We start from the raw sequence: 15863 nt of genomic DNA, 5'->3' as shown, positions 1-15863 counted from the left end.
GCCGGACCGTCGGGCCGCCCGCGTGGGCGGCCCGCGCCGTGCCGGGCCGGCTCAGCTCTGGTTGTAGAAGTGACCCGGGCCCTTGGGCGCGGTGTCGACGTCGTCCTCGCCGGCGATCTCGACGTGCTCGGGCGAGAGCAGGAACACCTTGTTGGTGACGCGCTCGATCGAGCCGTGCAGGCCGAAGATCAGGCCGGCGGAGAAGTCCACCAGGCGCTTGGCGTCGGCGTCGTCCATGTCGGACAGGTTCATGATCACGGGCGTGCCGCCGCGGAACGCCTCGCCGATGAGGCGGGCGTCGTTGTAGGAGCGCGGGTGGATCGTGGTGATCCGCCGCAGGTCGGCGGCCGGCGCCGGGGTCGCCTCCCGCAGGGCGGGACGGCGCAGCGGCGTCACCTCCGCCTGGTACTCGTCGCGCACCGGTGCCTCCAGCTCGTCGTCGTACTCCTCGACGTACTCGTCCCGCTCGCCCTGGTCGTCGGCGAGACCCAGGTACAGCATCGTCTTGCGAAGCGCTCCGGCCATCGCTCCCACTCCGTTTCGTCGGCCTGCCCGATCTGCCGCACGCGCTGGTCGTCCGGCTCCTCGCACGGTAACCAGCGCCACGGTCGCCAGAGGCGCGACACGCCGGAGCGTCGCGCCTCTCGCGGGGGCGTCGGTGCTGCTCGGGCTAGGTGAGGACCACCACCCCGGCCTGCCGGCCCGTGGTCGCGCCGGCCGCCGTCGCACGCCGGTGCGAGAACAGGTCCGGGTCCTCGAGCGTGCACCGGGCCACGCGTGTGGCCGCGACGCCGCGTGCGGCGAGCTGCGCCGCCACGCCGGCGGGAAGGTCGAGCGCGGGCGTGCCCTCCCGGGTCGTGGCCCACGCCTGCGGCACCGCTGCCGCGACCTCCTCGCGCAGCGGTGCCGGCACCTCGTAGCACGCGCCGCAGACGGCGGGGCCCACCGCGGCGCGCAGCCCGGCCGGCGTCGCGCCGGCCGCCAGCATCGCGTCGACGAGGCGGTGCACCACGCCGAGCGCCAGGCCGCGGCGCCCGGCGTGCGCCGCACCGACGACGCGCGCGTGCGCGTCGGCCAGCACGACCGGCACGCAGTCCGCGGCGAGCACGCCGAGCCCCAGCCCCGGGGCCGTCGTGACGACCGCGTCGGCCTCCCCCGCCGCGAGCGGCGGCGCCTCGGAGGCCCACTCGGCCCGCTCGGCATCGCCGAGCACGAGCACCCGGTCTCCGTGCACCTGCGCCGCGAACGCCACCGGCGCGCCGAGCCACGCCCCGACGCGGGCGCGGTTCTCGCGCACGCGGGCCGGGTCGTCGCCGGTGCCGGCGCCCAGGTCCAGCGACGACCACGGCGCGGGCGACACGCCGCCGTGCCGCGTGGTGAAGCCGGCCACCACGCCGGGCCCGAGGTCGACGCGCAGCAGCCCGGCACCGACGTCGTCCGGCAGCAGCGCCTCCTGGGACCACGCCGCCGTCGAGGTCGCCCCGGCCGGCCCGCCGGCGACAGCGCTCACCGGCCGCCCTCCGGGAGGCTCACTTGAGGAAGTCGGGGACGTCGAGCTCCTCCTTGGGCGGCTGCGCGTCCCAGATGCGCGGCACCTCGACGGGGCGCTCGACCGTCACGCCGTCCGTCTCCTCGACCACCGACACGTGCGGGCGGTCCGCCGGGTCCAGGCTCGCGGGCAGGTCGTCCGGGTCGGCCGGGATCGGTCGCGGCAGGGTGTGCGCACCGGTGGGCGGCTGCGGCACGGGCGCCGTGGCGGGCACCGGCTCCGCGGGCGCGGCGGCGACGGCCGGGCGCGCCGCGCGCCCGGCGATCTCGCCCAGCCCGCGGCCGTCCTTGCGCGCCTGCGGCACGCCGCCGTCGAACCCGGCGGCGATGACGGTGACGCGCACCTCGTCGCCGAGGGCGTCGTCGATCACCGTGCCGAAGATGATGTTCGCCTCCGGGTGCGCGGCCTCCTGCACCAGGCGCGCGGCCTCGTTGACCTCGAACAGGCCGAGGTCGCTGCCGCCCTGGATGCTGAGCAGCACGCCGTGGGCGCCGTCGATGGAGGCCTCCAGCAGCGGCGAGGAGATCGCCAGCTCGGCCGCCTGCACCGCACGGTCCTCGCCCCGGGCCGAGCCGATGCCCATGAGCGCCGACCCGGCGCCCTGCATGACGGACTTGACGTCGGCGAAGTCGAGGTTGATCAGGCCGGGGGTGGTGATGAGGTCGGTGATGCCCTGCACGCCGGAGTGCAGCACCTGGTCGGCCTGGTGGAACGCGGCGATGGCCGAGACGTTGCGGTCGGACATCTGCAGCAGCCGGTCGTTCGGGATGACGATGAGGGTGTCGACCTCCTCGCGGAGGCTCTCGATGCCCTGCTCCGCCTGGACGGAGCGGCGGCGGCCCTCGAAGGTGAACGGGCGGGTGACGACGCCGACCGTCAGCGCGCCCAGCGAGCGGGCGATGCGCGCGACGACCGGCGCGCCGCCGGTGCCGGTGCCGCCGCCCTCGCCCGCGGTCACGAAGACCATGTCGGCCCCGCGCAGGACCTCCTCGATCTCCTCCGCGTGGTCCTCGGCGGCCTTGCGGCCCACCTCGGGGTCGGCGCCGGCGCCCAGGCCGCGCGTGAGCTCGCGACCGACGTCGAGCTTGACGTCGGCGTCCGACATCAGCAGCGCCTGCGCGTCGGTGTTGACGGCGATGAACTCGACGCCCTTGAGCCCGACCTCGATCATGCGGTTCACGGCGTTCACGCCACCACCGCCGATGCCCACCACCTTGATCACTGCCAGGTAGTTCTGCGGAGTTGCCACGTCGATGCCTCTCGGGTCGTTCCTTGGTCCCCGACGCCCAACCCTCAAGTTCTACCTGAGGGTGAGAGTTATGTCAGGTTGCTGCTGCCCCCGACGGTATGCGGCGCGCAGAACGCCGCGGCGGAGGACGCGCGGCGTGTCGCGCGCGATCCGCGCGGCCCGTGCTGCGTCCCGCCCGTCACCGGGTCACCGGGAGCTCGGGCGAGCTGACGTCGAGGATGCGCGCGTCCGGCGCGGCGGCCAGCAGCGACTGCACCACGCGGACCTTCAGCGGCATGCGGGAGTCGTCGCCCCACCGGACCTCCACCCCCGAGCGCAGCGCCGTGCGGACGTCGTCCTGCGTGTCCGCGCCCACCGCGCGCACCTCGGCGTGCAGGTCCGCGGGCAGGCCCGCCAGCACGTGCAGCGCCGAGCCCAGGGCCGGCGCCGCCGCCTCCCCCAGCGGGACGTCCAGCACGGGCATCCCCTCCGGCGCGGCGTCCACGGTGCCCACGCGCACGCCCTCGTCGTCCACCAGCGCGAACCGCTCGCCGTCGGGCACCGCCGCGACCGGCTCGCGCGCGGTGAGCCGCACGACCAGGCCGTCCGGCCACCCGCGCGCGAGCGAGACGTCCTTGACGCCGTCGACGGCGAGGAGCTCCTCGCGCAGCGTCACGGTGTCGAGCCGTGTCAGGGGCACACCGGCCTCCGCGGCGACCGCCTGCTCCACCCGGGCGACGTCGACGGTGCTGCCCTGCCCGGTGATCTCCACCTGTGCGGGGTCGAGGCCGAACAGCGGCGAGAAGAACGCCACCCACGCGGCGCCGGCGACCGCCGCCACGGCCGCTGCCCAGATCCCTACGGTGCGCCGCAGGCGGTGGCGCTCCATGGCCGAGCGCTCGGCCAGCCGGCGCGCCATCGTCGTGGAGACGCGCGCCGGCGCCGGGACGGCCTCGGTCCGCGCGCCGCCGTCGACAGCGCCGGCGGGCCGCCGGCTCGCCGGCGCCGGCCGCGACCCTGCACCGGACCCAGACCCGGACGCGGGCCGTGACGCAGACCCGGACGCGGGCCGTGACGCAGACCCGGACGCAGAGCCGGACCCGGCACCGGTCCGACCGGGGCGCGGCGCGGCCGGCGGCGCCGGGCGCGCGGGCTTGGGCGGGACGCGGGGTCGGGCAGGCGGTCGCACGACGCCATCCTCCCCCCGCCGCGCGGCGATCCGGCGGAGGCGACGCCGGGGCGGCCCGCCCGGACCCCGGTCGGGGCCGCCCGGTCAGCGCGGTCCGGCCACCGCGGCCCGGTCACCACGGGTCCGGCCACCGCGGTCCGGTCAGTGCCGCGCCGCCGCGAGGTCGGCCAGCACGACCGGGCCCAGGTCGGTCACGTCCCCCGCGCCCACGGTGAGCACCAGGTCGCCGGGCCGCGCCAGGCCCGCGACGGTGTGCGCGGCCTCGACCCGGTCCTCCACCGCCCGCACGCCGCCGCCCGAGGCCGTGGCGGGCAGCAGGTCGGTGATCGTGCGCGCCGACACGGTGGGATCCACGTCCTCGCGGGCGCGGTACACGCCCGTGACCACGACCTCGTCCGCGAGCGCCAGCGCGGCGGCGAACCGGTCGGCGAAGATGCGGGTGCGCGAGTACAGGTGCGGCTGGAACAGCACGAGCACGCGCCCCGCGCCGGCGACCGGCCGGGCCGCGCGCAGCAGCGCCTCGATCTCCGTCGGGTGGTGGGCGTAGTCGTCGACCACCCGCACGCCCCCGGCCTCGCCGCGGGGCTCGAACCGGCGCCCGGTGCCCACGAACTCGCCGGCACCGGCCACCGCCCGCGCCGGCGGCGCGCCGAGCAGGGCCGCCACGACGGCGGCGGCGGTCGCGTTGAGCGCGTTGTGCGCGCCGGGCACGGCGAGGCGCAGGGCGAGCGGGGTCTCCCCCAGCGGACCGCCGGCGACGACCGCGTCCACGCCGTCGGGCCGCGGCACCACGTCGCGCACCGCCACGTCCGCCCCGGGCGCCGTGCCGTAGGTGACCGCCGTGCCTCCCCCCGCACGGTGGGCCGCCGCGAGCGCGGCCGACCCGGCGTCGTCGGCGCACGCGACCAGCGTGCCACCGGGCTGCAGGCGGGCGGCGAAGTCGACGAACGCCCGGTCGAACGCCTCGCGGGTGCCGTAGTGGTCCAGGTGGTCGGGCTCGACGTTGGTGACGACGGCGACCGTGGGCGCGTAGTTGAGGAACGAGCCGTCGGACTCGTCGGCCTCGGCCACGAGCACGTCGCTGGCGCCGAGGTGCCCGCCCGGCACCGCCGCCTCGACGCCGTCGGCGGTGCGGGTGCGCACGGTCCCGCCGATGGCGAACGACGGGTCGAGCCCGCAGGACCGCAGCACCGTGGCGATCATCGCCGAGGTGGTCGTCTTGCCGTGCGCGCCCGCGACGGCGACGGCGCGGCGCCCGAGCATGAGCGAGGCGAGCGCCTGGGAGCGGTGCAGCACGCGCAGGCCTGCGCCGCGGGCCGCGGCGAGCTCGGGGTTGGCCTCGCGGACCGCCGAGGACACCACGACGGTGTCCACGCGGGGCGTCCCGTCCGGGCCGACGACGTGGGAGGCGTCGTGCCCGACCCACACGCGGGCGCCGTCGGCCCGCAGCGCGGCGAGCGCCGGACCCTCGGCGGCGTCGGACCCCTGCACGGGGACGCCGTTCGCGGCCAGCAGGCGCGCGACGACGCTCATGCCCGCGCCGCCGACGCCCACGAGGTGGACCCGGCCGAGCGCGGCCAGCGGGACGGCGGGGGCGACCGCGGCGCTCACCGCGCCTCCCCGGCCGGTGCGGCGGCGTCCGCGACCGCCTGCTCGACGAGGTCCGCGACCCGCGCCGCACCGTCGCGCACGCCGGCGGCGCGGGCGGCCGCGGCCATGGCGTCCAGCCGCGCCGTGTCGCCCAGCAGCGCCGGGACGTGCTCGGCGACCCAGGTGGAGGTCAGGTCGGCGTCGTCGACGAGGAGGCCCCCGCCGACCTCGACGAGCGGCGCGGCGTTGAGCCGCTGCTCGCCGTTGCCGATCGGCAGGGGCACGTACACCGCCGGCAGGCCGAGGGCGGCCAGCTCGCAGACCGTGCCGGCGCCGGCCCGGGCGACGACCAGGTCGGCCGCCGCGAGCGCCAGGTGCATGTCGGACAGGTACTCGCGCACCTGGTAGCGGCGCGTCTCGTGCGTGCCGGCGAGCCGGCCCACCGCCTCGCGCACCGGGTCGGCCTTGCCGCGGCCGGTCAGGTGCAGCACCTGGGCCCCGGACTCCAGCAGCGGCGCGGCGGCGCGCGACACGGCGGTGTTGAGGCTCAGCGCGCCGGAGGAGCCGCCGGTGACCACGAGCGTGGGCAGCGTCGGCTCGAGGCCGAGCGCGTCGGCGGCCTGCACGCGCGCGGCGGCGGCGTCGGCCTCGCGGCGGGCGACCAGCTCGGAGACCTCCCGGCGCAGCGGCAGGCCGGTGACCACGCCGCCGCGCAGCGGGGTGCCGGGGAAGGTCGTGCCCACCCGGGCCGCCCACCGGGCGCCGAGCCGGTTCGCGACGCCCGCGCGCGCGTTCTGCTCGTGCACGACGACGGGCACGCCGCGGCGGCGGGCGGCGAGGTAGGCGGGCGTGGAGACGTAGCCGCCGAAGCCGACGACGGCCTCCGCGCCGACCTCGTCGATCGCGGCCTCGGCGGCGCGGACCGCGGCCCGCAGCTTGCCGGGCAGCGTGAACAGGTCGGCCGACGGGCGGCGGGGCAGCGGCACGCGCGGCACGGGCCACAGGCGGTAGCCGCGCTCGGGCACGAGGTCGGCCTCGAGGCCGGAGGTGGTGCCGAGCACGAGCGCCCGCAGCCCCGGCTCGCGGGCGCGCAGCTCGTCGGCGACGGCGAGCAGGGGGTTGACGTGGCCGGCCGTGCCGCCGCCCGCCAGGACGACGGACCGCACGCGGCGGCGCACCGGCTCGCGGGGCTCCTGGGGGCCGCGGGGGTCGCCGGCCGGGGTCTGGGGGGTACCGCTGTCTGTCACACCCGCGACCCTACCGGGGCGGGGCGACGCCCTCGGCCCGTGACCGAGCCCACCCCGAGACCACCCCGAGCGCACCCCGAGGCCGTCGCTCGGCGTCGCTCGGCGTCGCTCGGCACCGTCGGCGCCGAGCGGCCGTGCAGCGGCTCAGCGCCGACGGCCGCGGCCGAGCACGGCCAGCGACCGGCGCACCACGCTGCCGCGCGCGGCGAGCGCCTCGGCGGTGCCGGGCTCGGTGCGGGCGAAGCTGATGATCATCCCGAGCGCCGCCATCGTCGTCACCAGCGCCGAGCCGCCCGCGGACACCAGCGGGAGCGGGACGCCGATGACGGGCAGCACCCCGATGACCACGCCGATGTTGAGGAACGCCTGACCGACCACCCAGCAGGCCACCGCGGCGGTGGTCACCTGGACGAACGGGTCGGGGTGGCGGCGCACGAGACGGCTCATGGCCACCCCGAGGATGACGAAGAGCGCCAGGACGGTGAGCGTGCCGAACAGGCCGAGCTCCTCGCCGATGACGGCGTAGATGAAGTCGTTGTGCGCCTCGGGCAGGTAGCGCCACTTCTCCCGGCTCGCGCCGAGGCCGACGCCGAGCAGCCCGCCGGTGCCCAGCCCGTACATGCCGTGCAGCGACTGGTAGCACTCCCCCTGCGTGTCCGTGCACGGGCCGTACGCGGCCATGATGCGCGACAGCCGGTTGCCGCCGCTCTGGCCGATGATGAACACGCCCACCACCAGCGTCGCCGCGCCGCCCGCCATGAGCCCGAACAGCTTCGCGGGGATGCCGGCCACCCAGAAGGCGCCCGCCACGAGCGCCATGACGACCATCGCGGTGCCCAGGTCCTTGCCGCCGAGGATGAGGGCGAGCAGGCCGCCCGCGCCCGGGAGGGCGGGCAGCAGCGCGTGGTTCCACCGCCCCAGCAGGTGCCGCTTGCGGCCCAGCACCGTGCCCAGCCAGACGGCCAGCACGAGCTTGCCGATCTCGGCGGGCTGCATGGTGCCGATGACCGGCACGCGGATCCAGCCGGCGTTGCCGCCCTTGCTGGCGGACAGGGCGGGCACGAAGGTCAGCGCCTGCAGCACCAGGGCGACCACCAGGCCGGGCCAGGCGAGGTTCTTGTACCAGCGCACCGGGATCCGCGTGGCCACGAGCATCACCGGCAGGCCGATGAGGGCGAACCGCGCCTGGTTGAGGAACTCGGTGTACGGCGAGGCGCTCTCGGCGATCGAGGTGATCGTCGAGCTGGACAGCACCATGACGAGACCGAAGACCAGCAGCGCCGCCGTCGAGCCCACCAGCAGGAAGTAGGTGGTCACCGCGGAGCTCCAGGGCCCCAGGCGGGGGCGCTCGGCGGTGGCCCGGTCCGGGCCCGTGCTGACCGCCATGCGCGTCCTCCGTGGTGCTGGTGCTACGTCTCCTGCGGCGTCTCCTGCGGCGCCAGGTCCGCCACGGCGGCCGCGAAGGCCTCCCCGCGGTGCGCGTAGGAGCGGAACTGGTCCTGCGAGGCGCCCGCCGGGGCCAGCAGCACGGTGTCGCCCGGCCGGGCGAGCGACCGCGCGGCCTCGACGGCCCGGCGCATCACGGTCCCAGTGTCGCCGGGATCGACGGCCCGGACCGGGATTGCGGGGGCGTGTCGGGCGAGCGCGTCGGTGAACGGGGCCTGGTCGACGCCGATGACCACCGCGGCGCGCAGCCGGTCGGCGCGCTCGGCGACGAGGTCGTCGAACGTGGCCCCCTTCGCCAGCCCGCCGACCACCCACACGACGCTGCCGGGGGCGAACGCCGCGAGCGAGGCGGAGGCGGCGTGCGCGTTGGTCGCCTTGGAGTCGTCCACGTACGCGACGCCGTCGACCAGGCCCACCCGCTGGATCCGGTGCTCCCCCGGCCGGTAGGCGCGCAGCCCGTCGCGCACGGCGCGGGCCGGCACGCCGTGGGCGCGGGCCAGCGCGGCGGCGGCGAGGGCGTCGGCCACCACGTGCGGCGCGAGCGCCGCGGTGTCGCCGCCGGGCGCCAGGTGCGCCAGGTCGGCGAGCGTGCCGAGCTCTGCCGCATAGCCCTGCCGGTCCCGGGCGTCCGCGGGGGCGTGGAACGCCCGGTCCACGAGCACGTCCTCGACCAGGCCGAGCATGCCGGGCCCCGGCGTGCCCAGCGTGAAGCCGACGGCGCGGGCGCCCTCGGCGACGTCGGCCGCGCGCACGAGGTCCTCGGTGCGCCGGTCCGCGACGTTGTAGACGCACGCCACCGCGGCGCGCTCGTACACCCGGCCCTTGTCGGCGGCGTAGGCGTCCAGGGAGCCGTGCCAGTCGAGGTGGTCGGCGGCGATGTTGAGCACCGCGCCCGCCAGGAACGCGGTCGTGTGCGTGAAGTGCAGCTGGAAGCTGGACAGCTCCACGGCCAGCACGTCGAGCCCGGGGTCGAGCGCCGCCTCCACGAGCGGGCGGCCCACGTTGCCGACGGCGCGGGTGCGCAGGCCGGCCGCCGCGAGGATCGCGGCGAGCATCTCGACGGTCGTCGTCTTGCCGTTGGTGCCCGTGACGCCGAGCCACGGCGCCGGGCCGCGCCCGGCGCCGTCGGCAGCCGAGCCGGCGCGCTCGACGCGCAGCCGCCACGCGAGCTCGACCTCGCTCCACACCGGCACGCCCGCGGCGCGGGCGGCCGCCAGCAGCGGCGTGGTCGGCCGCCAGCCGGGCGAGGTCACGACGAGATCGGCGTCGGCGACGACCCGCGCCACGACGGCGGGGTCCTCCGGCTCGCGGACGTCGGCGTCGTCCGCGCCGGCGTCGACGGTCACGAGCGCCGCGACGCGGGGCCGCAGCGCGCGCTCGACGGCCCGGCCGGTGACGCCGAGGCCGGCGACGACGACGCGGGCCTGCGCCAGCGGCACACGGGGCTCGGCGACGGGCTCGACGGGCTCGACGAAGGCGGCGGGCTCGGCGGCGGGCGCCACCGCGTCCGCGGGACGGGGCTGCTCGGTCACGCTCAGCTCACGACCCACTCGGCGTAGAAGATGCCGGTGCCCAGCGCCGCGAACAGCCCCGCGATGAGCCAGAACCGGATGACGATGGTGACCTCGCCCCAGCCCGACAGCTCGAAGTGGTGGTGCAGCGGGGCCATCTTGAACACCCGTCTGCGGGTGAGCTTGAAGAACCCGATCTGGATGACGTCGCTCATCACGATGATGACGAAGAGGCCGCCGATGATCGCGGCGAGGATCTCGGTGCGCGACAGGATGGACAGCCCGGCCAGCGCGCCGCCGAGGGCGAGCGAGCCGGTGTCGCCCATGAAGATCTTCGCGGGGCTGGCGTTCCACCACAGGAAGCCCAGGCAGGCGCCCACGATCGCCGCGGCGACGATCGCGAGGTCCTGCGGGTCGCGCACCTCGTAGCAGCGGGGACCGGCGGCGATCAGCCGCTGGCAGCTCTGGTTGAGCTGCCAGATGCCGACGAGCACGTAGGCGCCGAACACCGCCAGCGACGTGCCGGTGGCCAGGCCGTCGAGGCCGTCCGTGAGGTTGACGGCGTTGGACCAGGCCGTGATGAGGAAGTTCGCCCAGATGACGAAGAGGATCAGGCCGATCGTGGTGCCGGCGAACGCCAGGTCGAGGTTCGTGTCCCGCAGGAACGAGATCTTCGTCGACGCCGGCGTGCGGTTGGACCCGTTGGGGAACTGCAGCGCCAGCACGGCGAACGAGATGCCCACGAAGCCCTGGCCGACGATCTTGGCCCGCGGCGTGAGCCCCAGGGAGCGCTGCTTGCGGATCTTGGTGAAGTCGTCGAGGAACCCGACCAGCCCCAGGCCGGTCATCAGGTACAGGGCCAGCAGCGCCGAGACGCTCGGCAGCCGCTCGGACACGAGCATGGACGCCGCGACGCCCACGAGCGTGGCGGCGATGATGACGACGCCGCCCATCGTCGGCGTGCCGCGCTTGGTGAAGTGCGCCGTGGGGCCGTCCTGGCGGACGAACTGCCCGTAGTTGCGGTGCACGAGGAAGCGGATGAACAGGGGCGTGCCGAAGAGCGCCACCAGCAGGGCGACGCCCGACGAGACGAGGATCGCGATCACGAGACGGCCCCCGCGGGCTTCAGCTCGCCGGAGGCCAGCTCGTCGCCCAGGCGCCACAGGCCCGAGCCGTTGGACGCCTTCACCAGCACGACGTCACCGGGGCGCAGCTGCTCGGCGAGCACGGCGCGCGCGGCCTCGAGGTCGGGCACGAACACGCTCTCCTCGCCCCACGACCCCTCCTGCAGCGCGCCCTCGTGGATGTGGTAGGCGCCCTCGCCGACGACGACGAGCAGCTTGACGTTCAGCCGCACCACGAGCCGGCCGATGGCGTCGTGCGCCTCGCGGGCGGTGTCGCCCAGCTCGCGCATCTCGCCGAGCACCGCGACGGAGCGCCGCTCGCGGCCCGCCATCACGGCGAGCGAGCGCAGCGCGGCGCGCATCGAGTCGGGGTTGGCGTTGTACGAGTCGTCGACGACGGTGATGCCGTCGGGCCGCTCGGTGACCGCCATGCGGTGCGGGCTGACCGGCGTCGCGGCCGACAGCCGCTCGGCGACGACCTGCGGGTCGAGGCCCACCTGCAGCGCCACGGTGGCGGCGGCCAGCGCGTTGGTCACGTGGTGCTCGCCCACCAGCCGCAGGGCGACGGGCGCGCGCACCTCCTCGCCGACCGATGTCGCGCCGAGCTCCCCGGCGCGCACCCGCAGCGTGAAGGAGGCGCGGCCCGCGGCGTCGATCGTGACGCGCTCGGCGCGCACGTCGGCCGCGGGGATGGTGCCGAACGTGACGACGCGGGCGCCGGCGTCGACCGCCTTGGCGGCCATGCCGGCCACCCGCAGGTCGTCGGCGTTGAGCACCGCCACGCCGCCCGGCGCCAGGCCGGTGACCATCTCCGACTTCGCCTCGGCGATCGCCTCGACGCTGCCGAAGACGCCCAGGTGCGCCGAGCCGACGGCGAGCACGACGCCCACCTGCGGCGGCGCGACCGACGTCAGGTAGGCGATGTTGCCGACGTGGTCGGCGCCCATCTCGAGCACGAGCGTGCGGGTCGAGGGCGTCACCCGCAGCACGGTCAGCGGCAGGCCCACCTCGTTGTTGAACGAGCCGGTCGGCACGACGGCCTCGCCGTCGGGCGCGAGCAGCTGGCCCATGAGGTCCTTGGTGGTGGTCTTGCCGACGGAGCCGGTCACCGCCAGCACGCGCAGCTCCGGGTTCGCAGCGCGCACGCGGGCCAGCACCGCGCGGGCCAGGGCCCCGAGGGCGCCCTGCACGTCGTCGACCACGACCGCGGGCACGCCGTCGAGCGGCCGCGCCGCGAGCACCAGGGCGGCGCCGGCCGCCACGGCGCCCGCGGCGAAGTCGTGGCCGTCCACGCGCTCGCCGGGCAGGGCGACGAACAGCGCGCCCGGCTCGACGAGCCGGGAGTCGACGACCACCGGTCCGGTGACCCGCGCCTCGGGGTCGGCGGCGGCGAGGCGACCGCCCGTCGCCTCCGCGACCTCGGCAGCGGTCAGCTCGATCATGCGGTGGTCGTCCTCTCGTCCTGGGGGTCCTGCTCGGATGCCTGCTGGGATGCCTGCTGGGAGCCGCGCGCACCGGGCGGCGCGCCGCGGGCGGCCAGGGCCGCGCGGGCCTCGACGCGGTCGTCGAGCGGCAGGTCGACGCCCGCGACGTCCTGGATGGTCTCGTGGCCGCGGCCGGCGACGAGCACGGTGTCGCCGGCGGCCGCCTCCAGCACGGCGCGGCGGATGGCCTCGGCGCGCGGCGCGACCTCGTGCAGGGCGACCTCGCGGCCGGCCTCCCGGGCGGCCTGCTGCGCCGCCCGCGCCCCGGCCAGCACCGCCGCGCGGACGGGCGCCGGGTCCTCGCCGTGCGGGTCGTCGTCGGTCACCACGACGACGTCGGCGCCCGCCACGGCGGCGGCGCCCATCGCCGGGCGCTTGCCCTTGTCCCGGTCGCCGGTGGCGCCGAAGACGACGACGAGCCGGCCGGGCGTCGTCGGGCGCAGCGCGGCCAGCGCCAGCTCGAGCGCCTCGGCGTTGTGGGCGAAGTCGACCACGACGCGCGGCGACGTCGCGTCGCCCGCGCCGACCACCTCCATGCGGCCCGGCACGACCGCCGACAGGCCGCCGGCGGCGTCGAGCGCCTCCTGCACGTCCTGCAGGTGCGCGCCGCCCTCGAGCACCATGACCAGCGCGAGCGCCGCGTTGGCCACGTTGAAGCGCCCCGGCAGCGACGTCGTGGTGCGCACGGCGCGGCCGTCGGTGTGGGTCACGGTGAACGCGGAGCCGGTGCCGTGCGGGACGACGTCGGAGACCGTCCAGTCGGCAGCGCCCGCGGCGCCGCCGTCCTCGGCGCCCGCGCCGGTGCGCAGCGTCGCCACGGGGATCCGGGCCGCCGCGGCCATCCGCTCGCCCCACGCGTCGTCGACCACGACGACGCCGCGCCGGGCGTGCTCCGGCGTGAACAGCAGCGCCTTGGTCTCGAAGTACGTCTGCAGGTCGCCGTGGAAGTCGAGGTGGTCCTGGCTGAGGTTCGTGAAGCCGACGACGCCGTACTGCACGCCGTCGACGCGGTGCAGGGCCAGGGCGTGCGAGGACACCTCCATCGCGAGGGTCCGCACGCCGTCCTCGAGCATGGCGGCGAGCAGCGCCTGCAGGTCCGCGGCCTCCGGCGTCGTCAGCCGCGACGGCAGCACCCGGTCGCCCGAGCGCATCTCGACGGTGCCGACGAGGCCGCCCTTCCAGCCCAGCGCGCGCAGCACGTGGTCGACCTGGTACGTCGTGGTGGTCTTGCCGTTGGTGCCGGTCACCCCGAACGTCATGAGGTGCTCGCCCGGGTTGCCGTACACCCAGGCGGCCACGGGGCCGAGGATCGCGCGGGGGTCGGCGGCGACGAGCACCGGGACCGCGGCGCCGTCGCGCTCGAGGGGCTGCGCGGCGACCAGGGCAGCGCCCTCGGCGTCCGTGAGCACGGCGCGCGCGCCGCGGGCGACGGCGTCGGCGGCGAACCGGGCGCCGTGCGCGTGGGCGCCGGGCAGGGCCACGAACAGGTCGCCGTCGGCGACGACGCGGTTGTCGGAGGCCACCGAGGTGACCGTCACGGGCTCCGCCGGCGACGGCGGGGCGTCCACCGTCTCGAGCCCGAAGGTCAGGGCCAGGTCCCGCACCTTCCGGGGCGAGGTGCCCGCGGGCCGGATGCGGTCGTACGGGGATGTCACGCAGTAGACCCTAGCGGGTGAAACGGACCGGTCCGGGCTGGCGTCGGCCGCCGCCGGGCCCACCCACGGGGTCACCACGTCAGCGGGTAGGTCGGGCCGGCAGGACGGCTCGGCGGCACGTCCTCCTTCTGCAGGACGAAGCCCATGACGTCGCGGAACACCGGGGCTGCGACGACGCCGCCGTAGATGGACGTGTGGGGGCTCTTGAGGAACACCGAGACGGTGTAGCGGGGGTCGTCGGCGGGGGCGACGCCGATGAACGACGACATGTACGTCACATCCCCGCCGGGCAGGAAGATCTGCGCCGTGCCCGTCTTGCCCGCGACCCGGTAGCCGGGCACCTGCGCGGCCTCCGCGGTGCCCTCCTCGCTGGTGACCTCCTCGAGCATGCGCATGAGGGTGTCGGCGGTCTCCTGCGAGACCACCCGGGTGCCCTCGGGGCGCTCGGCGGGCTCGAGCTCGCCGCCCGCCTCGCGCGTGCCCGCCAGCAGGGTCGGGGTCATCCGCACGCCGCCGTTGGCGATCGTCGAGAACACGCTGGTCGCCTGGACGGCGTTCACGGTCAGGCCCTGGCCGAACGTCACCGCGTAGCGGGTGCGGCCGTCCCACGCGTCGACCGGGTGCACCGTGCCGCGCGACTCGCCCTGCAGGCCCAGCCCGGTCGACTCCCCCAGCCCGAACCGCTTGAGGTAGTCGTACTGCGTCTGCGGCGAGATCTTCTCGGCCACCTGGACGGTGCCCGAGTTCGACGAGTGCGCCAGGATCCCGGCGAGCGTCAGGTGCTGCACCTCGTGCTCGTGGGAGTCGCGGAAGGTCTGGCCGTTGGGCGTGGTGAACGTGTACGGCACCGTGAACCGGCTCTCGGGGGTCCACGCACCCGTCTCCAGGGCCGCGGCCATGGTGATGACCTTGCCCGTCGAGCCCGGCTCGAACGTGTCCTGCACCGCCCGCGAGCCCTGCGCCACCTGCGCCGTCGACCGGTCGTTCGGGTCCACCGACCCGGAGTCCGCGATCGCGAGCATCTCGCCCGTGCGCAGGTCCTGCACCAGGGCGATGCCGTACTCCGCCCCGCTGGCGGCCACGGCCTCGTCGAGGGAGTCCTGCGTCTTCCACTGCACGTCGTGGTCGATGGTGAGCACGACGTCGCGGCCCGGCACGGCGGCCTGGGACCGCTCCTCGCCGCCGGGGATCGGCACGCCGTCGCGCGAGCGCTCGTACGTCGTGGTCCCGGGCGTGCCGGCCAGCACGTCGTCGTACATGCCCTCGATCCCGCCCTGCCCCTCCTGCTCCGAGTTGACGAACCCGACGAGCGTGCCGGCCACGGTGCCCGCGGGGTACGTGCGCTTCGAGGTGAGGTCGGTGCTGACGTACGCGCCGAGCTTCAGGTCGGCGATCGCGCGCTGCACCTCGGGCACCACGTCCTTGGCGAGGACCACGTAGCGGCCGTCGCCGTTGATCGAGGCGGCCAGCTCGTTCTTCGGCACGTCGAGGATCGGCCCCAGCAGCTGGGCGATGCCCAGGGCGCCGTCGGCGACCTCGGCGCCGTCGGCGTCCACGCGGCTGCCGCCGCGGAAGCTCTGGATCGCCAGGGGGTCGGCCACGACGGTGTACCGGTCGACGGACGTGGCCAGCACGTTGCCGTCGACGTCGGTGATGTCGCCCCGGTGGGCGATCGTCGTCGTGGTGCTCATCCGCCCGGCGAGCGCCTGCGCCGCCAGCTCCGGCGCCTGGAAGACCTGGATCTGGACGAGCCGGCCGACGAAGACCAGCACGACGACCGCGGCGATCACCGCCAGCCAGCGCTGGCGCCGCGCGGGCGACGGCGGGCGGGGCGGCCGGC

Annotated in this window: 12 protein-coding genes; all 12 read right to left on the bottom strand. The window is 76.5% G+C overall.

Going from position 1 to position 15863, the window contains the following annotated elements:
- Positions 1–51 precede the first annotated feature (51 nt).
- Positions 52–525, bottom strand: a complete 474-nt coding sequence (locus tag GSF02_RS14310) for a cell division protein SepF (protein WP_069983438.1) — start codon at positions 523–525, stop codon at positions 52–54.
- A gap of 145 nt (positions 526–670) precedes the next feature.
- Complete coding sequence (gene pgeF / locus GSF02_RS14305; RefSeq protein ID WP_408003900.1) at positions 671–1510, bottom strand: peptidoglycan editing factor PgeF; 840 nt, start codon at positions 1508–1510, stop codon at positions 671–673.
- Between the two features lie 19 nt (positions 1511–1529).
- Complete coding sequence (gene ftsZ / locus GSF02_RS14300; protein ID WP_159797665.1) at positions 1530–2798, bottom strand: cell division protein FtsZ; 1269 nt, start codon at positions 2796–2798, stop codon at positions 1530–1532.
- Positions 2799–2976: 178 nt separating this feature from the next.
- Positions 2977–3696, bottom strand: a complete 720-nt coding sequence (locus tag GSF02_RS14295; RefSeq protein WP_159797663.1) for a cell division protein FtsQ/DivIB — start codon at positions 3694–3696, stop codon at positions 2977–2979.
- A 411-nt stretch (positions 3697–4107) separates the two neighbouring features.
- Positions 4108–5499: a UDP-N-acetylmuramate--L-alanine ligase gene (gene murC / locus GSF02_RS14290; RefSeq protein WP_235915587.1), complete on the bottom strand. Its 1392-nt coding sequence runs from the start codon at positions 5497–5499 to the stop codon at positions 4108–4110.
- Between the two features lie 74 nt (positions 5500–5573).
- Entirely contained in the window at positions 5574–6734 is a 1161-nt protein-coding gene (gene murG, locus GSF02_RS14285) for an undecaprenyldiphospho-muramoylpentapeptide beta-N-acetylglucosaminyltransferase (RefSeq protein ID WP_159797691.1), read from the bottom strand.
- A 213-nt stretch (positions 6735–6947) separates the two neighbouring features.
- Positions 6948–8189 (bottom strand): peptidoglycan glycosyltransferase FtsW, encoded by a 1242-nt coding sequence (locus tag GSF02_RS14280; protein WP_159797659.1) that lies wholly within the window; start codon positions 8187–8189, stop codon positions 6948–6950.
- Between the two features lie 23 nt (positions 8190–8212).
- Complete coding sequence (gene murD, locus GSF02_RS14275; RefSeq protein WP_159797689.1) at positions 8213–9688, bottom strand: UDP-N-acetylmuramoyl-L-alanine--D-glutamate ligase; 1476 nt, start codon at positions 9686–9688, stop codon at positions 8213–8215.
- Between the two features lie 95 nt (positions 9689–9783).
- Complete coding sequence (mraY, locus tag GSF02_RS14270; protein ID WP_159797657.1) at positions 9784–10866, bottom strand: phospho-N-acetylmuramoyl-pentapeptide-transferase; 1083 nt, start codon at positions 10864–10866, stop codon at positions 9784–9786.
- A complete protein-coding gene (locus GSF02_RS14265) occupies positions 10863–12326 on the bottom strand; it encodes a UDP-N-acetylmuramoyl-tripeptide--D-alanyl-D-alanine ligase (protein ID WP_159797655.1) in 1464 nt (487 codons plus the stop codon). The genes mraY and GSF02_RS14265 overlap by 4 nt, the downstream gene beginning before the upstream one ends.
- The gene (locus tag GSF02_RS14260) at positions 12323–14023 is read right to left on the bottom strand and encodes a UDP-N-acetylmuramoyl-L-alanyl-D-glutamate--2,6-diaminopimelate ligase (protein WP_159797653.1); all 1701 of its coding nucleotides are present in this window, start codon (positions 14021–14023) and stop codon (positions 12323–12325) included. Before GSF02_RS14260 ends, GSF02_RS14265 begins: the two co-directional genes overlap by 4 nt.
- Positions 14024–14094: 71 nt before the next feature.
- The coding region (locus tag GSF02_RS14255) for a peptidoglycan D,D-transpeptidase FtsI family protein (protein ID WP_159797651.1) at positions 14095–15863 on the bottom strand (1769 nt) is incomplete at its 5' end.

Source organism: Puerhibacterium puerhi (genome assembly GCF_009846865.1).
In the GTDB taxonomy this organism is placed as follows: Bacteria; Actinomycetota; Actinomycetes; order Actinomycetales; family Cellulomonadaceae; genus Puerhibacterium; species Puerhibacterium puerhi.
The sequence above is the reverse complement of the archived record's forward strand: the minus strand, read 5'-3'. Positions and strand labels throughout refer to the sequence as shown.